Source organism: Streptococcus mitis NCTC 12261 (assembly GCF_000148585.2).
Lineage (GTDB): Bacteria > Bacillota > Bacilli > Lactobacillales > Streptococcaceae > Streptococcus > Streptococcus mitis.
The window spans coordinates 1,694,836-1,713,448 of sequence record NZ_CP028414.1 but is presented as its reverse complement, the minus strand read 5'-3'; the positions used below and the strand labels follow the sequence as shown (position 1 = coordinate 1,713,448).

Below are 18,613 nucleotides of genomic sequence, written 5' to 3'. Positions count from 1 at the left end.
AAGGAGACTGGTTTTGTCAGTCTCTTTTGTTTTTACTCAGAAAAATGATTATAAATACTTGCCTTCTACCGAATACCTGCGTTATACTAGTATTAATTACCTGTTTTTAGCATTCATACTCTTCGAAAATCTCTTCAAACCACGTCAGCTTCCATCTGCAACCTCAAAACAGTGTTTTGAGCAACCTGCGACTAGCTTCCTAGTTTGCTCTTTGCTTTTCATTGAGTATCAAAATATCAAGGAGGGGATATGAAATATAGAAAACTTCAATTATTGATGTCCAAGTATGGCTTTAGTCTTTCGATTATGTTACTTGAACTTTGTCTTGTTTTTGGTCTCTTTCTCTATTTAGGGCGCATGGCCCCTATTCTATGGGTAATTGTCTTAATTTTTATGAGTATGGCGACTATTGTCGCAATTGTCAATCGCTCAATGGCACCTGAAAGTAAAGTAATGTGGTTAGTGGTAACTTTTGTTCCTGTCATTGGCCCCTTGCTCTATCTAATGTTTGGTGAAAGGCGATTGTCCAAAAAAGAAATCAAGCAGTTGGACAAACTTGGTTCTATGCATTTTCGGGAGGATAACAGTAAAGCTCTCCGCCAGAAATTGAAGGAAGAGGATAAGGCTGCTTACGGAGTTATCAAATCTTTGTTAAGTATGGATAGTAACGCCGATGTCTATGATCGAACAGACTCACAATTCTTTTCTTCGGGTGAAAGCATGTGGCAATATATGTTGGAAGACCTCAAGAAAGCTGAGAAATTTATCTTTCTAGAGTACTATATTGTCGAAGAAGGTCTGATGTGGAATAGCATACTAGATATACTAGAGCAAAAGGCAGCTCAGGGTGTAGAGATCAAGATGCTCTATGATGATATCGGCTGTATGGCGACTTTACCTGGAGACTATACTGTTCAGCTTCGTAGTCGAGGAATTGAAGCACATAAGTTTAACAAGGTGATTCCTCGTTTGACGGTGGCTTACAACAATCGGGACCATCGTAAAATCCTTGTCATAGATGGTCAGGTAGCTTATACAGGAGGGATTAACTTAGCCGATGAGTACATCAATCATGTAGAACGTTTTGGCTATTGGAAGGATAGTGGGGTTCGCTTAGATGGCCCTGGTGTCAAGGCTCTCACCCGTCTCTTTTTGATGACTTGGTATATCAATCGTGGGGAAATCAGCGATTTTGACCAGTATCACTTGGAAAATCAGCCTTGTTCTGGCCAAGGGCTCTGCATTCCTTACGGTAGTGGACCCAAGCCTATCTTCCGTACCCAGGTAGGGAAAAAAGTTTATCAAAGTTTGATTAATCAGGCTACTGATTCAGTCTATATCACAACACCCTATTTGATTATTGACTATGATTTAACTGAGAGTATTAAAAATGCAGCCATGAGGGGTGTTGATGTCCGCATCGTGACTCCTTTCATTCCGGATAAAAAATTAATCCAGCTCATAACAAGAGGAGCCTATCCGGATCTTTTGTCAGCAGGAGTCAGGATTTTTGAGTATAGTCCAGGCTTTATCCACAGTAAACAAATCCTAGTGGACAAGGACTTTGCTGCAGTTGGAACCATTAATCTAGATTATAGAAGTTTGCTTCATCACTATGAAGATGCAGTTTTGCTATATAAAACGGCATCAATCACAGAGATTCAAAAAGATTTTGAGGAGATTTTTTCAGTATCGCAAGAAATTTTCCCTCATACGATAAAAAATAGCTGGTATCAAAAATTGATTAAGGAAATTGCCCAGTTATTCGCCCCTATCTTATAAGAAATCTAGGACTTAGGACACAAACCAGTCCTATTTTTCTTGCCTTTTACGAATAAGAAGATGTAGGAGGAACGATGCTGACTCAGAAGGAATTGAACTATATCACGACATTTAAACAGACGCATTTACACCGATTTCGGGAAATTGAAACCTTTGTGAAACTATGCAAAAAATCGCTCAAACAGCCATCGCAAGCTGACAATTTTAGGTCTTTTTGATATACTAAGACAGATAAATTGAATAGGAGAAACGATATGGCTGTATATGGCAGAATCGAAGAAGTATCCGAAATGATACAGAGTGATGGAATAGAAAATAGACTGGATAGGAACCTTGAATCTCATGTAGAAAAAGAAGAACAGGTAGCTTTCCCGTTTTTCAGACTCATCATTGGAAGTACGATTGCAACGGTTTTTTCTGTGGTGATACCTTTACTTTTAGATATGGTAAGTCCCTCTCAGGCGCAGGATTTGTATATAGGGTGGGCTTTACATCAGGGAGGACAGCTCTACAGTAGCTATTATGCTAGTCACGGTCTTATTTATTACTTGCTACTTTACATCACCCAAGGAGGCATTCTTTTTGCCTTGGTAGAATGGCTAGCCCTCTTAGGAGGAGGTTATTTCCTCTTTTCTTCAACTGACTATCTGACGGGACAAAGGGAACAAGCCAAGCAACTCCTAACCATATTTTATATTTTGGTATCCGGTCTCGGTTTTGGAGGAGGATATGCTACGATTTTAGCTCTGCCATTCCTGTTTGCAGGATTTTCGTTCATAGCAGCTTATCTATCAAATCCTAACCATGACAAGGGGTTTCTACGTCTGGGAATTTTCTTGGCTCTATCATTTTTCATAGAGCCTCTTACAAGTCTTCTCTTTATTGCAGTAGTAACGATTGGTTTATTTGTCTTTAATGTTGGGCATGGCCGCCTTGCTCATGGAGTTTATCAGTTTTTTGCAGCAGCACTTGGCTTTTCTCTCATCTTTTACCCAGTAGGATATTATGTTCTTGCTTCAGGTGGTTTTGGAGAAGCTCTAGGAAGTCTTTTATATCCGATTGATTCCCTTCAGGTCTTTGCGAATCCTCAACTAATGGATAATGTTGTATTCTATGGTTTGTTGACCTTTGGTTTAGGAGCTCTCTTCCTTGTTTTTCTAGGATTGTTCCAATCAAAGGCATCAAGATTATATGTTATTTCAGTACCAGCTAGTTTTGCTTTCTTATTTATACTAGCCTTGTTGCTTTTTTCTCAAGAACCTCTTCACGGTTCGCGTTTGATTCTAATCATTCCATTTTTACTGCTTCTTTTGATGACCAGTATTCGTGGGAAGCATTCAGCTAGGGGAGTTCGTCGTCGGAGAAGAGAAGAAGTTCCTACTCTATGGAAAAAATTCATGAAGGGAAATCTCTACCTACCGATTCTAGTGGTGGTTTATCTGATTGCTATTCCTTTTGTGGCTCGTTTTGTCTTGCATCCAGCTTCTTATAGAGAACAACATCAAGTGGTAGATAGAGTCAAACAAGAGACGAGTGATGGTGACCAAATCTATATTTGGGATTCACATGTTCAAATGTATAAAGAAAGCCAGCGTTTGGCTGGATCCATGTTCCCATCACCTCTTCTTTACACGAGTACAGAAGAGAATAAAACTAGTTTAATCAATGACTTGAAAGAAAACAAACCTAAGGTGATTGTGGTAAACGACAAGGTGGCTCTCTGGTCTGAGGCGGAGACACTCTTAAAAGAAAATTACCAACAAGTAAAGACTGATTACTCAGAGTTTAAAGTCTATAAAATCAAATAGCCAAATCAATATCTTGTGTATTTTTAAAAATTTTAGGATTTTTAACACAAGATATTGATTTTTCTTTTTAGAGTGGTATAATACTTTTTAGAAAGAACATTTTAGAAAAGAGCATGCATATGATTGCACTAGAAGAAAAAATTACAATTTTGCCAACTCTCTTCGTCGAGAAACGAGATGGGAGACGTGTTGTATTTGATGTGGACAAGATTGACAAGGCTCTCCACAAGGCGGCTGACAAGGTTATGGATGTGACACCCTTGGTTGAAAAGCGCCTAAATGCTCTGACCGAGCGAATTGTCACAGAAATTCATAGTCGTTTTCCGCAGGGGGTTAAGATTTACGAAATTCAAAATATCGTAGAACATGAACTCCTTGAAGCCAAAGAATATGCGCTAGCTGAGGAGTATATTACTTATCGGACACAAAGGGATTTTGAGCGTTCAAAAGCGACAGATATCAACTTTAGCATCCATAAACTTCTCAACAAAGACCAGGCCGTTGTCAATGAAAATGCTAATAAAGACAGCGATGTCTTTAATACCCAGCGTGATTTGACGGCGGGGATTGTTGGGAAATCAATCGGACTGCAAATGCTCCCTAAGCACGTAGCCAATGCCCACCAAAAGGGGGATATCCACTATCATGATTTGGATTATAGCCCCTACACACCTATGACTAACTGCTGTTTGATTGATTTTAAAGGTATGTTGGAGAATGGCTTTAAGATTGGAAATGCAGAGGTAGAAAGTCCCAAGTCTATCCAGACTGCGACAGCTCAGATTTCTCAAATTATCGCCAACGTTGCTTCTAGCCAGTACGGTGGCTGTTCAGCTGACCGTATCGATGAAGTTTTGGCGCCTTATGCAGAGAAGAATTACCAAAAACACCTCAAGGATGCGGAAGAATGGGTCTTACCTGACAAACGGGAAGATTACGCTTGGAAGAAAACCCAAAAAGATATCTATGATGCCATGCAATCTCTCGAGTATGAAATCAATACTCTCTTCACTTCAAATGGGCAAACACCTTTTACTTCACTAGGTTTTGGTCTGGGAACCAATCGTTTTGAGCGTGAAATTCAAAAAGCTATCTTGAACATCCGAATCAAGGGACTTGGTTCAGAACACCGCACAGCTATCTTCCCTAAACTTATCTTCACGCTTAAAAGAGGACTCAACTTAGAAGAAGGGACTCCCAACTACGACATTAAGCAGTTGGCTCTTGAGTGTGCAACCAAGCGGATGTACCCAGATGTCTTGTCTTATGATAAGATTATCGAATTGACAGGTTCCTTCAAGGTTCCGATGGGATGTCGTTCATTCCTTCAAGGATGGAAGGATGAAAATGGAGTTGAAGTTAACTCTGGCCGTATGAATCTAGGGGTGGTGACGGTCAATCTTCCTCGTATTGCCCTTGAGTCTGAAGGTGATATGAATAAGTTCTGGGAAATCTTTAACGAGCGGATGAACATTGCAGAAGATGCTCTAGTTTATCGTGTCGAACGGACCAAGGAAGCAACACCAGAAAATGCTCCTATCCTTTATCAATACGGTGCTTTTGGTCATCGTCTAGGTAAAGAAGAAAGCGTTGACCAGCTCTTTAAGAATCGTCGTGCGACAGTTTCACTAGGCTATATCGGTTTGTACGAAGTAGCGACTGTTTTCTTTGGTAACAGCTGGGAAAGTAATCCAGATGCTAAGGAATTCACGCTGGATATCATTCGTGATATGAAACGCCGTGTAGAAGAGTGGTCTGACCAATATGGCTATCATTTCTCTATCTACTCAACACCATCTGAAAGTTTGACAGATCGTTTCTGCCGACTAGATACAGAGAAGTTTGGTTCTATTCCTGATATTACAGATAAGGAATACTACACCAACTCTTTCCACTACGATGTTCGTAAAAATCCAACACCGTTTGAAAAATTGGATTTTGAGAAAGTCTATCCAGAAGCAGGTGCGTCGGGTGGTTTCATCCATTATTGTGAGTATCCAGTCCTTCAGCAAAATCCAAAGGCCTTGGAAGCTGTCTGGGACTATGCCTATGACCGTGTGGGCTATCTTGGGACCAATACACCAATAGACCGTTGCTACAAGTGTGACTTTGAAGGGGATTTTGAACCAACTGAGAGGGGTTTTGCTTGTCCTAACTGTGGCAATAGCGACCCTAAAACAGTAGATGTTGTTAAACGAACTTGTGGCTATTTAGGTAATCCTCAAGCGAGACCTATGGTCAATGGCCGTCACAAGGAAATCGCAGCGCGTGTCAAACATATGAATGGTTCAACGATTAAAATAGCTGGCCATCAAGTAACCAATTAGAAAGAAATGAAATGGGAAAATATCAATTAGACGATAAGGGGCGTGCACAAGTGACCCGTTATCACGAGAAACACTCTAAAGGTGGAGCTGGTAAAAAAGAACGCTTGCTCAACCTCAGAGAACAATTTTTAAACAAGAACAAGAAAAAATAAAAGTGAGAGTCAACTCTCGCTTTTCTCATAGTGGGAGGTAAGGATGGAATTACGCAGACCAAGATTAGCAGATAAAGAAACAGTTTTAGAGATGATGACAGAGTTTGAAAAGAGCCAATCAGCCCATGATGGAGGATTTTGGGATACAGAGAACTTTGTGTATGAAGAATGGTTGGAAACAAATAAGCAAAAAGAAATGGGAATAAACTTGCCTGAAAATCGTGTTCCTTCTATTCAATTTGTATCATTTGATGATGTAGGTCCTGCTCTAGGATTTTTGAATCTGCGATTGAGACTGAATGAGGGTTTATTGAATTATGCTGGCCACATTGGCTACTCCATTCGTCCATCAGAAAGAGGCAAAGGTTATGCTAAAGAGACTCTCCGTCAGGGCTTGCAAGTTGCTAAGGAAAAGAACATCAAGAGAACTCTTGTGACCTGTAGCGTGAATAATCCTGCTAGCAGAGCAGTCATTCTAGCAAATGGTGGGCTCCTTGAAGATGTTCGTAATGGAGTTGAGCGTTATTGGATAGAGGTAGCGAATGAATAATCCAAAACCACAAGAATGGAAAAGCGAGGATCTCAGTCAAGGGCGTATTATTGATTACAAGGCCTTCAACTTTGTAGATGGAGAGGGTGTGCGTAACTCTCTCTATGTATCAGGCTGTATGTTTCACTGCGAGGGTTGTTATAATGTTGCCACTTGGTCTTTCAATGCAGGAATTCCCTACACAGCAGAATTAGAAGAACAGATTATGGCAGACCTTGCCCAACCCTATGTTCAGGGATTGACCTTGCTGGGAGGGGAGCCTTTTCTCAATACTGGCATTCTTTTGCCACTCGTGAAGCGTATTCGGAAGGAATTGCCAGACAAGGACATCTGGTCTTGGACGGGCTATACATGGGAAGAAATGATGTTGGAAACTCCAGATAAACTGGAACTCTTATCATTGATTGACATTCTTGTCGATGGACGATACGACCGAACTAAGAGAAATCTCATGCTCCAGTTTCGAGGCTCGTCCAATCAACGAATTATCGATGTGCAAAAATCTCTCAAAAGTGGGCAAATAGTGATTTGGGACAAACTCAATGATGGAAAAGAAAGCTATGAACAGGTGAAGAGAGATTAACTTTCTTCTATAAAAATAGTTAAATAAATGACCTATAAAAAAAGAAAACAGTTTCATTGTAAAAAAACAAAAAAACAGCAACAAATCCCTTGCAATCGCAGGGGCTTTGTGTTATTCTATTATGGTGCTGTAAATTACAGCCTTAGCTTTGATGCAAGAGGTTGCGACACGCTCGGTTGCATTGCCACGCAACACCGCGTCGGTTTTCTTGTGGAGCTAGCCTATTATCTTAAATAGACGAAAAGGAGAAAAAGATGGCAAACAAAAAAATCCGTATCCGTTTGAAAGCTTACGAACACCGTACGCTTGACACAGCGGCTGCAAAAATCGTAGAATCAGCTACTCGTACAGGTGCACAAGTTGCGGGTCCAATCCCACTTCCAACTGAACGTAGCCTCTACACAATCATTCGTGCGACTCACAAATACAAAGACTCTCGCGAACAATTTGAAATGCGTACACACAAACGTTTGATTGATATCGTTAACCCAACTCAAAAAACAGTTGATGCGTTGATGAAATTGGATCTTCCAAGTGGTGTAAACGTAGAAATCAAACTTTAATCTAAAGCTTGATACCTTGAGCATAAAAAACGCTCGTTAAAAACTTTTTGAATAAAAAATATAGAAAAGGAACTATTTTCTCATGACAAAAGGAATCTTAGGGAAAAAAGTGGGAATGACTCAAATCTTCACTGAAGCTGGCGAATTGATCCCTGTAACAGTTATTGAAGCAGCTCCAAACGTTGTTCTTCAAGTTAAAACTGTTGAAACAGACGGATACAACGCTATCCAAGTTGGTTTCGATGACAAACGCGAAGTATTGAGCAACAAACCTGCTAAAGGACATGTAGCGAAAGCTAACACGGCTCCTAAGCGCTTCATTCGTGAATTCAAAAACGTTGAAGGCTTGGAAGTTGGTGCTGAAATCACAGTTGAAACATTCGCAGCTGGAGATGTTGTTGACGTAACTGGTACTTCTAAAGGTAAAGGTTTCCAAGGTGTTATCAAGCGCCACGGACAATCACGTGGACCAATGGCTCACGGTTCTCGTTACCACCGTCGTCCAGGTTCTATGGGACCTGTTGCACCTAACCGCGTATTCAAAGGTAAAAACCTTGCAGGACGTATGGGTGGCGACCGTGTAACAATTCAAAACCTTGAAGTTGTACAAGTTGTTCCAGAAAAGAACGTTATCCTTATCAAAGGTAACGTACCAGGTGCTAAGAAATCTCTTATCACTATCAAATCAGCAGTTAAAGCTGGTAAATAATAAGGAAAGGGGAATACAGTCAAAATGGCAAATGTAACATTATTCGACCAAACTGGTAAACAAGCGGGCGAAGTTGTTCTTAACGATGCAATCTTTGGTATCGAACCAAATGAATCTGTTGTGTTTGATGTGATCATCAGCCAACGTGCTAGCCTTCGTCAAGGAACTCACGCAGTTAAAAACCGCTCAGCTGTTTCAGGTGGCGGACGCAAACCATGGCGTCAAAAAGGAACTGGACGTGCTCGTCAAGGTTCTATCCGCTCTCCACAATGGCGTGGTGGTGGAATCGTCTTCGGACCAACTCCACGTAGCTATGCGTACAAACTTCCTCAAAAAGTTCGTCGCCTTGCGCTTAAATCTGTTTACTCAGAAAAAGTTGCTGAAAATAAATTTGTAGCCGTTGATTCTCTTGAATTTACAGCTCCAAAAACTGCTGAATTTGCAAAAGTTCTTGCAGCTTTGAGCATCGATTCTAAAGTCCTTGTTATTCTTGAAGAAGGAAACGAATTCGCAGCTCTCTCAGCTCGTAACCTTCCAAACGTGAAAGTTGCGACTGCTACAACTGCAAGTGTTCTTGACATCGCAAATAGTGACAAACTTCTTGTTACTCAAGCAGCTATCTCTAAAATCGAGGAGGTTCTTGCATAATGAATTTGTATGATGTTATCAAAAAACCTGTAATCACTGAAAGCTCAATGGCTCAACTTGAAGCAGGAAAATATGTATTTGAAGTTGACACTCGTGCACACAAACTTTTGATTAAGCAAGCTGTTGAAGCTGCTTTCGAAGGTGTTAAAGTTGCAAATGTTAACACAATCAACGTAAAACCAAAAGCTAAACGTGTTGGACGTTACACTGGTTTTACTAACAAAACTAAAAAAGCTATCATCACACTTACAGCTGATTCAAAAGCAATCGAGTTGTTTGCTGCTGAAGCTGAATAATCTAAGGAGGAAATATCGTGGGAATTCGTGTTTATAAACCAACAACAAACGGTCGCCGTAATATGACTTCTTTGGATTTCGCTGAAATCACAACAAGCACTCCTGAAAAATCATTGCTTGTTGCATTGAAGAGCAAGGCTGGTCGTAACAACAACGGTCGTATCACAGTTCGTCACCAAGGTGGTGGACACAAACGTTTCTACCGTTTGGTTGACTTCAAACGTAACAAAGACAACGTTGAAGCAGTTGTTAAAACAATTGAGTACGATCCAAACCGTTCTGCAAACATCGCTCTTGTACACTACACTGACGGTGTGAAAGCGTACATCATCGCTCCAAAAGGTCTTGAAGTTGGTCAACGTATCGTTTCAGGTCCAGAAGCAGATATCAAAGTCGGAAACGCTCTTCCACTTGCTAACATTCCAGTTGGTACTTTGATCCACAACATCGAGTTGAAACCAGGTCGTGGTGGTGAATTGGTACGTGCTGCTGGAGCATCTGCTCAAGTATTGGGTTCTGAAGGTAAATACGTTCTTGTTCGTCTTCAATCAGGTGAAGTTCGTATGATTCTTGGAACTTGTCGTGCTACAGTTGGTGTTGTCGGAAACGAACAACATGGACTTGTAAACCTTGGTAAAGCAGGACGTAGCCGTTGGAAAGGTATCCGCCCAACAGTTCGTGGTTCTGTAATGAACCCTAACGATCACCCACACGGTGGTGGTGAAGGTAAAGCACCAGTTGGTCGTAAAGCACCATCTACTCCATGGGGCAAACCTGCTCTTGGTCTTAAAACTCGTAACAAGAAAGCGAAATCTGACAAACTTATCGTTCGTCGTCGCAACGAGAAATAATATTAAACTAGTCGCTTAAGCAACTAGTAAATCCGCCAGCTCGGTAGCGCTGCTTGTGAGCGCAAGCCGCTGTGGTACAACATTTAAAGGAGAAAATATAAAAATGGGACGCAGTCTTAAAAAAGGACCTTTCGTCGATGAGCATTTGATGAAAAAAGTTGAAGCTCAAGCTAACGACGAAAAGAAAAAAGTTATTAAAACTTGGTCACGTCGTTCAACGATCTTCCCAAGTTTCATTGGTTACACTATCGCAGTTTATGACGGACGTAAACACGTACCTGTTTACATCCAAGAAGACATGGTAGGTCACAAACTTGGTGAATTTGCACCAACTCGTACTTACAAAGGTCACGCTGCAGACGACAAGAAAACACGTAGAAAATAAGGAGAACATAAATGGCAGAAATTACTTCAGCTAAAGCAATGGCTCGTACAGTACGTGTTTCACCTCGTAAATCACGTCTTGTTCTTGATAACATCCGTGGTAAAAGCGTAGCCGATGCAATCGCAATCTTGACATTCACTCCAAACAAAGCTGCTGAAATCATCTTGAAAGTTTTGAACTCAGCTGTAGCTAACGCTGAAAACAACTTTGGTTTGGATAAAGCTAACTTGGTAGTATCTGAAGCATTCGCAAACGAAGGACCAACTATGAAACGTTTCCGTCCACGTGCGAAAGGTTCAGCTTCACCAATCAACAAACGTACAGCTCACATCACTGTAGCTGTTGCAGAAAAATAAGGAGGTAAAATCGTGGGTCAAAAAGTACATCCAATTGGTATGCGTGTCGGCATCATCCGTGATTGGGATGCCAAATGGTATGCTGAAAAAGAATACGCGGATTACCTTCATGAAGATCTTGCAATCCGTAAATTCGTTCAAAAAGAACTTGCTGACGCAGCAGTTTCAACTATCGAAATCGAACGCGCAGTAAACAAAGTTAACGTTTCACTTCACACTGCTAAACCAGGTATGGTTATCGGTAAAGGTGGTGCTAACGTTGATGCACTCCGTGCGAAACTTAACAAATTGACTGGAAAACAAGTACACATCAACATCATCGAAATCAAACAACCTGATTTGGATGCTCACCTTGTAGGTGAAGGAATTGCTCGTCAATTGGAGCAACGTGTTGCTTTCCGTCGTGCACAAAAACAAGCAATCCAACGTGCAATGCGTGCTGGAGCTAAAGGAATCAAAACTCAAGTATCAGGTCGTTTGAACGGTGCAGATATCGCCCGTGCTGAAGGATACTCTGAAGGAACTGTTCCACTTCACACACTTCGTGCAGATATCGATTACGCTTGGGAAGAAGCAGATACTACATACGGTAAACTTGGTGTTAAAGTATGGATCTACCGTGGTGAAGTTCTTCCAGCTCGCAAAAACACTAAAGGAGGTAAATAACCAATGTTAGTACCTAAACGTGTTAAACACCGTCGTGAATTCCGTGGAAAAATGCGCGGTGAAGCAAAAGGTGGAAAAGAAGTAGCATTCGGTGAATACGGTCTTCAAGCTACAACTAGCCACTGGATCACTAACCGCCAAATCGAAGCTGCTCGTATCGCCATGACTCGTTACATGAAACGTGGTGGTAAAGTTTGGATTAAAATCTTCCCACACAAATCATACACTGCTAAAGCTATCGGTGTGCGTATGGGATCTGGTAAAGGGGCACCTGAAGGTTGGGTAGCACCAGTTAAACGTGGTAAAGTGATGTTCGAAATCGCTGGTGTATCTGAAGAGATCGCTCGCGAAGCGCTTCGTCTTGCTAGCCACAAATTGCCAGTTAAATGTAAATTCGTAAAACGTGAAGCAGAATAAGGAGAAGGCATGAAACTTAATGAAGTAAAAGAATTTGTTAAAGAACTTCGTGGTCTTTCTCAAGAAGAACTCGCGAAGCGCGAAAACGAATTGAAAAAAGAATTGTTTGAACTTCGTTTCCAAGCTGCTACTGGTCAATTGGAACAAACAGCTCGCTTGAAAGAAGTTAAAAAACAAATCGCTCGTATCAAAACAGTTCAATCTGAAGCGAAATAATAGACTAGGGAAGGAGAAATTTCAATGGAACGCAATAATCGTAAAGTTCTTGTTGGACGTGTTGTATCTGACAAAATGGACAAGACAATCACAGTTGTAGTTGAAACAAAACGTAACCACCCAGTCTATGGTAAACGTATTAACTACTCTAAAAAATACAAAGCTCATGATGAAAACAATGTTGCCAAAGAAGGCGATATCGTACGTATCATGGAAACTCGCCCGCTTTCAGCTACAAAACGTTTCCGTCTTGTAGAAGTTGTTGAAGAAGCGGTCATCATCTAATCAAACCTGAAAGGAGAAAACTGAAATGATTCAAACAGAAACTCGTTTGAAAGTCGCAGACAACAGCGGTGCTCGCGAAATCTTGACTATCAAAGTTCTTGGTGGTTCAGGACGTAAATTTGCAAACATCGGTGATGTTATCGTGGCATCTGTAAAACAAGCTACTCCTGGTGGTGCGGTTAAAAAAGGTGACGTTGTTAAAGCAGTTATCGTTCGTACTAAATCAGGTGCTCGTCGTGCTGATGGTTCATACATCAAATTTGACGAAAACGCAGCAGTTATCATCCGTGAAGACAAAACTCCTCGCGGAACACGTATCTTTGGCCCAGTTGCACGTGAATTGCGTGAAGGTGGCTTCATGAAGATCGTGTCACTTGCTCCAGAAGTACTTTAATTTTTAGAAACAAACTAGTCCCCTGGATTTACCTCCAGGGTGCCCTTATGGGCGTAAGAAAAATCAAGGAGAAACCTAATGTTTGTAAAAAAAGGCGACAAAGTTCGCGTAATCGCTGGTAAAGATAAGGGAACAGAAGCTGTTGTCCTTACTGCCCTTCCAAAAGTAAACAAAGTTATCGTTGAAGGTGTTAACATCGTTAAGAAACACCAACGTCCAACTAACGAACTTCCTCAAGGTGGTATCATCGAGAAAGAAGCAGCTATCCACGTATCAAACGTTCAAGTTTTGGACAAAAATGGTGTAGCTGGTCGTGTTGGTTACAAATTTGTAGACGGTAAAAAAGTTCGCTACAACAAAAAATCAGGCGAAGTGCTTGATTAATCACGAAGGAAAGGAGAAGTATAATGGCAAATCGTTTAAAAGAAAAATATCTTAATGAAGTAGTTCCTGCTTTGACAGAACAATTCAACTACTCATCAGTGATGGCTGTGCCTAAAGTAGATAAGATCGTTTTGAACATGGGTGTTGGTGAAGCTGTATCAAACGCTAAAAGCCTTGAAAAAGCTGCTGAAGAATTGGCACTTATCTCAGGTCAAAAACCACTTATCACTAAAGCTAAAAAATCAATCGCCGGCTTCCGTCTTCGTGAAGGTGTTGCGATCGGTGCAAAAGTTACCCTTCGTGGTGAACGTATGTACGAATTCTTGGATAAATTGGTTTCAGTTTCACTTCCACGTGTACGTGACTTCCACGGTGTTCCAACAAAATCATTTGATGGACGCGGAAACTACACACTTGGTGTGAAAGAACAATTGATTTTCCCAGAAATCAACTTCGATGACGTTGACAAAACTCGTGGTCTTGACATCGTTATCGTAACAACTGCTAACACTGACGAAGAGTCACGTGCATTGCTTACAGGCCTTGGAATGCCTTTTGCAAAATAATATAGGAGGTAAATCTAATGGCTAAAAAATCAATGATTGCTAAGAACAAACGTCCAGCGAAGTTCTCTACTCAAGCTTATACTCGTTGTGAAAAATGTGGTCGTCCACATTCAGTTTACCGCAAATTTAAACTTTGCCGTGTTTGCTTCCGTGAATTAGCTTACAAAGGACAAATCCCAGGCGTTACCAAAGCATCTTGGTAATATCATGATACGAAGAGCGTAACAACCACAGCAAAAATAGGAAATTTGGTGTAGGAGCGATGCTCCAAAACAAATTTATCTTTTTTGCACAGGTTGTAGCTCGTGTTCAAATAAGAGTTTTCTCATTTGAATGTATCAATACTATCTGAGCCTAGCTCAATCATTAACTAGCAAGTGCAACTTGCAAACTACTAGTAAGAGGAGAAAAACAAAATGGTTATGACTGACCCAATCGCAGACTTCCTAACTCGTATTCGTAATGCTAACCAAGCTAAACACGAAGTACTTGAAGTACCTGCATCAAACATCAAAAAAGGGATTGCTGAAATCCTTAAACGCGAAGGTTTTGTAAAAAACGTTGAAATCATCGAAGATGACAAACAAGGCATCATCCGTGTATTCCTTAAATACGGACCAAACGGTGAAAAAGTTATCACTAACTTGAAACGTGTTTCTAAACCAGGACTTCGTGTCTACAAAAAACGTGAAGACCTTCCAAAAGTTCTTAACGGACTTGGAATTGCTATCCTTTCAACTTCTGAAGGTTTGCTTACTGATAAAGAAGCACGCCAAAAGAATGTTGGTGGAGAAGTTATCGCTTACGTTTGGTAAAATCAAGATACAAAGCTCGTAAAGAACAAAGCAAAATTAGAAAGTTGGAGAAGTTTGTTTACAAACAAGCCAACTTATCTATTTTGCACAGTTCTTAGAGCGTGTTCAGTTCAGCTCTTGAACTAAATAAGTATCTGAACCCCGTGAAAACTGGCCGTTCTGGCCTGACAATTTAACAGGAGAAAATAAACATGTCACGTATTGGTAATAAAGTTATCGTGTTGCCTGCTGGTGTAGAAATCACTAACAATGACAACGTTGTAACTGTAAAAGGACCTAAAGGAGAACTTACTCGTGAGTTCTCAAAAGATATTGAAATCCGTGTGGAAGGTACTGAAGTAACTCTTCACCGTCCAAATGATTCAAAAGAAATGAAAACTATCCACGGAACTACTCGTGCCCTTTTGAACAACATGGTTGTTGGTGTATCAGAAGGATTCAAGAAAGAACTTGAAATGCGCGGGGTTGGTTACCGTGCACAACTTCAAGGATCTAAACTTGTTTTGGCTGTTGGTAAATCTCATCCAGACGAAGTTGAAGCTCCAGAAGGAATTACTTTTGAACTTCCAAACCCAACAACAATCGTTGTTAGCGGAATTTCAAAAGAAGTAGTTGGTCAAACAGCTGCTTACGTACGTAGCCTTCGTTCACCAGAACCATATAAAGGTAAAGGTATCCGTTACGTTGGTGAATTCGTTCGCCGTAAAGAAGGTAAAACAGGTAAATAATGTTGAGTGGTTGAGTCTCAACCACCAACCTATTTTCCAACTTTGTGCATAGCACACGATTTAAAACTAAAGAGGTGAAAACTGTGATTTCAAAACCAGATAAAAACAAACTCCGCCAAAAACGCCACCGTCGCGTTCGCGGAAAACTCTCTGGAACTGCTGATCGCCCACGTTTGAACGTATTCCGTTCTAATACAGGCATCTACGCTCAAGTGATTGATGACGTAGCGGGTGTAACGCTCGCAAGTGCTTCAACTCTTGACAAAGAAGTTTCAAAAGGAACTAAAACTGAACAAGCCGTTGCTGTCGGTAAACTCGTTGCAGAACGTGCAAACGCTAAAGGTATTTCAGAAGTGGTGTTCGACCGCGGTGGATATCTATATCACGGACGTGTGAAAGCTTTGGCTGATGCAGCTCGTGAAAACGGATTGAAATTCTAATAGGAGGACACTAGAAAATGGCATTTAAAGACAATGCAGTTGAATTAGAAGAACGCGTAGTTGCTGTCAACCGTGTTACAAAAGTTGTTAAAGGTGGACGTCGTCTTCGTTTCGCAGCTCTTGTTGTTGTTGGTGACCACAACGGTCGCGTAGGATTTGGTACTGGTAAAGCTCAAGAAGTTCCAGAAGCAATCCGTAAAGCAGTAGATGATGCTAAGAAAAACTTGATCGAAGTTCCTATGGTTGGAACAACAATCCCACACGAAGTTCTTTCAGAATTCGGTGGAGCTAAAGTATTGTTGAAACCTGCTGTAGAAGGTTCTGGAGTTGCCGCTGGTGGTGCAGTTCGTGCCGTTGTGGAATTGGCAGGTGTGGCAGATATTACATCTAAATCACTTGGTTCTAACACTCCAATCAACATTGTTCGTGCAACTGTTGAAGGTTTGAAACAATTGAAACGCGCTGAAGAAGTTGCTGCCCTTCGTGGTATTTCAGTTTCTGATTTGGCATAAGAAAGGGGATAAAATGGCTCAAATTAAAATTACTTTGACTAAGTCTCCAATCGGACGCATTCCATCACAACGTAAAACTGTTGTAGCACTTGGACTTGGCAAATTGAACAGCTCTGTTATTAAAGAAGATAACGCTGCTATCCGTGGTATGATCACTGCAGTATCTCACTTGGTAACAGTTGAAGAAGTAAACTAATGAATTTTTAGGGGATGTGCACTATACCATCCCCTAAAACTAGATATAGTCATCTATGATGACGTCGTATAGGCGAGTTGATGGGGGAGACAACCTTTTCTCCCTTATCGGCGCTAGCATTTTACAAAAGAGGAGAAAATAAAAATGAAACTTCATGAATTGAAACCTGCAGAAGGTTCTCGTAAAGTACGTAACCGCGTTGGTCGTGGTACTTCATCAGGTAACGGTAAAACATCTGGTCGTGGTCAAAAAGGTCAAAAAGCTCGTAGCGGTGGCGGAGTTCGCCTTGGTTTTGAAGGTGGACAAACTCCATTGTTCCGTCGTCTTCCAAAACGTGGATTCACTAACATCAACGCTAAAGAATACGCAATTGTGAACCTTGACCAATTGAACGTCTTTGAAGATGGTGCTGAAGTTACTCCAGTTGTTCTTATCGAAGCAGGAATTGTTAAAGCTGAAAAATCAGGTATTAAAATTCTTGGTAACGGTGAGTTGACTAAGAAATTGACTGTGAAAGCAGCTAAATTCTCTAAATCAGCTGAAGAAGCTATCACTGCTAAAGGTGGTTCAGTAGAAGTCATCTAAGAGAGGTGACCTATGTTTTTTAAATTATTAAGAGAAGCTCTTAAAGTCAAGCAGGTTCGATCAAAAATTTTATTCACAATTTTTATCGTTTTGGTCTTTCGTATCGGAACTAGCATTACAGTTCCTGGTGTGAATGCCAATAGCTTGAATGCTTTAAGTGGATTATCCTTCTTAAACATGTTGAGCTTGGTGTCAGGGAATGCCATGAAAAACTTCTCAGTTTTTGCTCTTGGTGTTAGCCCCTACATTACGGCCTCTATCGTTGTCCAACTCTTGCAAATGGATATTTTACCCAAATTTGTAGAGTGGGGTAAACAAGGGGAAGTAGGTCGAAGAAAATTAAATCAAGCTACTCGTTATATTGCTCTTGTTCTAGCCTTTGTGCAATCGATCGGGATTACAGCTGGTTTTAATACTTTGGCTGGAGCTCAATTGTTGAAAACAGCTCTTACTCCACAAGTCTTTATCATGATTGGTATCATCTTAACAGCTGGTAGTATGATTGTGACTTGGTTGGGAGAGCAAATTACAGATAAGGGATACGGAAATGGTGTTTCTATGATTATCTTTGCCGGGATTGTTGCCTCAATTCCAGAGATGATTCAGGGCATCTATGTGGACTACTTTGTGAACGTCCCAAGTAGCCGTATCAACTCATCCATCATTTTCGTAATCATTTTGATTATTACTGTATTGTTGATCATTTATTTTACAACTTATGTTCAACAAGCAGAATACAAAATTCCAATCCAATATACTAAGGTTGCACAAGGTGCTCCATCTAGCTCTTACCTTCCTTTGAAGGTAAACCCTGCTGGAGTTATCCCTGTTATCTTTGCAAGTTCGATTACTGCAGCGCCTGCGGCTATTCTTCAGTTTTTGAGTGCTACAGGTCATGATTGGGCTTGGGTAAGAACAGCACAAGAAATGCTGGCAACAACTTCACCAACTGGTATTGCCATGTATGCTTTATTGATTATTCTCTTTACATTCTTCTATACGTTTGTACAGATTAATCCTGAAAAAGCGGCAGAAAACTTACAAAAGAGCGGTGCTTATATCCATGGAGTTCGTCCTGGTAAAGGTACAGAAGAATATATGTCTAAACTTCTTCGTCGTCTTGCAACTGTTGGTTCTCTCTTCCTTGGTGTGATTTCTATTTTACCGATCGTAGCAAAAGATGTTTTCGGACTTTCAGAAGCAGTTGCTTTTGGAGGAACCAGTCTTTTGATCATTATCTCTACAGGTATTGAAGGAATCAAACAATTGGAAGGCTACCTATTGAAACGTAAGTATGTTGGTTTCATGGACAGAACAGAATAAAAGTAATTACTGAATCAGTAATTACTGAGGGAGTGGAGGTTTAACTCTAACATTAGTGAGAGTTTGGTCTCCCCTC

29 protein-coding genes are annotated in these 18,613 nt (G+C 40.8%); all 29 read left to right on the top strand.

Going from position 1 to position 18,613, the window contains the following annotated elements; all coding sequences use genetic code 11:
- The first annotated feature begins 249 nt into the window (after positions 1–249).
- Positions 250–1,782, top strand: a complete 1,533-nt coding sequence (gene cls, locus SM12261_RS08655) for a cardiolipin synthase (protein WP_000877376.1) — start codon at positions 250–252, stop codon at positions 1,780–1,782.
- A gap of 254 nt (positions 1,783–2,036) precedes the next feature.
- A complete protein-coding gene (locus SM12261_RS08645; RefSeq protein ID WP_000301989.1) occupies positions 2,037–3,590 on the top strand; it encodes a hypothetical protein in 1,554 nt (517 codons plus the stop codon).
- A 119-nt stretch (positions 3,591–3,709) separates the two neighbouring features.
- Complete coding sequence (gene nrdD, locus SM12261_RS08640; protein WP_004239081.1) at positions 3,710–5,917, top strand: anaerobic ribonucleoside-triphosphate reductase; 2,208 nt, start codon at positions 3,710–3,712, stop codon at positions 5,915–5,917.
- An 11-nt stretch (positions 5,918–5,928) separates the two neighbouring features.
- Positions 5,929–6,069, top strand: coding sequence for a hypothetical protein (locus tag SM12261_RS09520; RefSeq protein ID WP_000521618.1), 141 nt, complete (start codon positions 5,929–5,931; stop codon positions 6,067–6,069).
- A 43-nt stretch (positions 6,070–6,112) separates the two neighbouring features.
- Entirely contained in the window at positions 6,113–6,619 is a 507-nt protein-coding gene (locus SM12261_RS08630) for a GNAT family N-acetyltransferase (RefSeq protein WP_000423408.1), read from the top strand.
- Positions 6,612–7,202 carry an anaerobic ribonucleoside-triphosphate reductase activating protein gene (gene nrdG / locus SM12261_RS08625; protein WP_001064206.1) on the top strand — a complete coding sequence of 197 codons (591 nt, stop codon included), beginning with the start codon at positions 6,612–6,614 and terminating at the stop codon, positions 7,200–7,202. Before SM12261_RS08630 ends, nrdG begins: the two co-directional genes overlap by 8 nt.
- A 27-nt stretch (positions 7,203–7,229) precedes the next feature.
- The gene (locus SM12261_RS09515) at positions 7,230–7,439 is read left to right on the top strand and encodes a hypothetical protein (protein ID WP_000221339.1); all 210 of its coding nucleotides are present in this window, start codon (positions 7,230–7,232) and stop codon (positions 7,437–7,439) included.
- A 17-nt stretch (positions 7,440–7,456) separates the two neighbouring features.
- The gene (rpsJ, locus tag SM12261_RS08620; RefSeq protein WP_001284513.1) at positions 7,457–7,765 is read left to right on the top strand and encodes a 30S ribosomal protein S10; all 309 of its coding nucleotides are present in this window, start codon (positions 7,457–7,459) and stop codon (positions 7,763–7,765) included.
- 82 nt (positions 7,766–7,847) lie between these two features.
- Positions 7,848–8,474 (top strand): 50S ribosomal protein L3, encoded by a 627-nt coding sequence (gene rplC, locus SM12261_RS08615; RefSeq protein ID WP_000160193.1) that lies wholly within the window; start codon positions 7,848–7,850, stop codon positions 8,472–8,474.
- 24 nt (positions 8,475–8,498) lie between these two features.
- Complete coding sequence (gene rplD / locus SM12261_RS08610; RefSeq protein WP_000024547.1) at positions 8,499–9,122, top strand: 50S ribosomal protein L4; 624 nt, start codon at positions 8,499–8,501, stop codon at positions 9,120–9,122.
- The gene (locus SM12261_RS08605) at positions 9,122–9,418 is read left to right on the top strand and encodes a 50S ribosomal protein L23 (RefSeq protein ID WP_001055347.1); all 297 of its coding nucleotides are present in this window, start codon (positions 9,122–9,124) and stop codon (positions 9,416–9,418) included. Before rplD ends, SM12261_RS08605 begins: the two co-directional genes overlap by 1 nt.
- 17 nt (positions 9,419–9,435) lie before the next feature.
- Positions 9,436–10,269 (top strand): 50S ribosomal protein L2, encoded by an 834-nt coding sequence (gene rplB, locus SM12261_RS08600; protein WP_000512911.1) that lies wholly within the window; start codon positions 9,436–9,438, stop codon positions 10,267–10,269.
- A gap of 103 nt (positions 10,270–10,372) precedes the next feature.
- Positions 10,373–10,654 carry a 30S ribosomal protein S19 gene (gene rpsS / locus SM12261_RS08595; protein ID WP_000533766.1) on the top strand — a complete coding sequence of 94 codons (282 nt, stop codon included), beginning with the start codon at positions 10,373–10,375 and terminating at the stop codon, positions 10,652–10,654.
- An 11-nt stretch (positions 10,655–10,665) separates the two neighbouring features.
- Positions 10,666–11,010 carry a 50S ribosomal protein L22 gene (gene rplV / locus SM12261_RS08590; protein WP_000818137.1) on the top strand — a complete coding sequence of 115 codons (345 nt, stop codon included), beginning with the start codon at positions 10,666–10,668 and terminating at the stop codon, positions 11,008–11,010.
- A gap of 12 nt (positions 11,011–11,022) precedes the next feature.
- On the top strand, positions 11,023–11,676 hold the full coding sequence (rpsC, locus tag SM12261_RS08585) for a 30S ribosomal protein S3 (protein ID WP_000529936.1): 654 nt from the start codon (positions 11,023–11,025) through the stop codon (positions 11,674–11,676).
- Positions 11,677–11,679: 3 nt separating this feature from the next.
- The gene (gene rplP, locus SM12261_RS08580) at positions 11,680–12,093 is read left to right on the top strand and encodes a 50S ribosomal protein L16 (RefSeq protein WP_000960946.1); all 414 of its coding nucleotides are present in this window, start codon (positions 11,680–11,682) and stop codon (positions 12,091–12,093) included.
- Positions 12,094–12,102: 9 nt separating this feature from the next.
- Positions 12,103–12,309, top strand: coding sequence for a 50S ribosomal protein L29 (rpmC, locus tag SM12261_RS08575; protein ID WP_000772918.1), 207 nt, complete (start codon positions 12,103–12,105; stop codon positions 12,307–12,309).
- A gap of 24 nt (positions 12,310–12,333) precedes the next feature.
- Positions 12,334–12,594: a 30S ribosomal protein S17 gene (rpsQ, locus tag SM12261_RS08570; protein ID WP_000440801.1), complete on the top strand. Its 261-nt coding sequence runs from the start codon at positions 12,334–12,336 to the stop codon at positions 12,592–12,594.
- Positions 12,595–12,619: 25 nt separating this feature from the next.
- Positions 12,620–12,988 carry a 50S ribosomal protein L14 gene (rplN, locus tag SM12261_RS08565; protein ID WP_000616545.1) on the top strand — a complete coding sequence of 123 codons (369 nt, stop codon included), beginning with the start codon at positions 12,620–12,622 and terminating at the stop codon, positions 12,986–12,988.
- Between the two features lie 78 nt (positions 12,989–13,066).
- Positions 13,067–13,372 (top strand): 50S ribosomal protein L24, encoded by a 306-nt coding sequence (rplX, locus tag SM12261_RS08560; protein WP_000497691.1) that lies wholly within the window; start codon positions 13,067–13,069, stop codon positions 13,370–13,372.
- Between the two features lie 23 nt (positions 13,373–13,395).
- Positions 13,396–13,938 carry a 50S ribosomal protein L5 gene (gene rplE, locus SM12261_RS08555; RefSeq protein WP_000013542.1) on the top strand — a complete coding sequence of 181 codons (543 nt, stop codon included), beginning with the start codon at positions 13,396–13,398 and terminating at the stop codon, positions 13,936–13,938.
- 17 nt (positions 13,939–13,955) lie between these two features.
- Complete coding sequence (locus SM12261_RS08550; protein WP_001085697.1) at positions 13,956–14,141, top strand: type Z 30S ribosomal protein S14; 186 nt, start codon at positions 13,956–13,958, stop codon at positions 14,139–14,141.
- A 213-nt stretch (positions 14,142–14,354) separates the two neighbouring features.
- Positions 14,355–14,753: a 30S ribosomal protein S8 gene (gene rpsH, locus SM12261_RS08545; RefSeq protein ID WP_000245504.1), complete on the top strand. Its 399-nt coding sequence runs from the start codon at positions 14,355–14,357 to the stop codon at positions 14,751–14,753.
- Between the two features lie 191 nt (positions 14,754–14,944).
- The gene (gene rplF, locus SM12261_RS08540; RefSeq protein ID WP_000086626.1) at positions 14,945–15,481 is read left to right on the top strand and encodes a 50S ribosomal protein L6; all 537 of its coding nucleotides are present in this window, start codon (positions 14,945–14,947) and stop codon (positions 15,479–15,481) included.
- 83 nt (positions 15,482–15,564) lie between these two features.
- On the top strand, positions 15,565–15,921 hold the full coding sequence (rplR, locus tag SM12261_RS08535; RefSeq protein ID WP_000624044.1) for a 50S ribosomal protein L18: 357 nt from the start codon (positions 15,565–15,567) through the stop codon (positions 15,919–15,921).
- Between the two features lie 17 nt (positions 15,922–15,938).
- Complete coding sequence (gene rpsE, locus SM12261_RS08530) at positions 15,939–16,433, top strand: 30S ribosomal protein S5 (RefSeq protein ID WP_000874202.1); 495 nt, start codon at positions 15,939–15,941, stop codon at positions 16,431–16,433.
- Between the two features lie 13 nt (positions 16,434–16,446).
- On the top strand, positions 16,447–16,629 hold the full coding sequence (gene rpmD / locus SM12261_RS08525) for a 50S ribosomal protein L30 (RefSeq protein ID WP_000057241.1): 183 nt from the start codon (positions 16,447–16,449) through the stop codon (positions 16,627–16,629).
- A 144-nt stretch (positions 16,630–16,773) separates the two neighbouring features.
- On the top strand, positions 16,774–17,214 hold the full coding sequence (gene rplO, locus SM12261_RS08520; RefSeq protein ID WP_000766087.1) for a 50S ribosomal protein L15: 441 nt from the start codon (positions 16,774–16,776) through the stop codon (positions 17,212–17,214).
- A gap of 12 nt (positions 17,215–17,226) precedes the next feature.
- Positions 17,227–18,537, top strand: coding sequence for a preprotein translocase subunit SecY (gene secY, locus SM12261_RS08515; protein ID WP_000465403.1), 1,311 nt, complete (start codon positions 17,227–17,229; stop codon positions 18,535–18,537).
- Positions 18,538–18,613 lie beyond the last annotated feature (76 nt).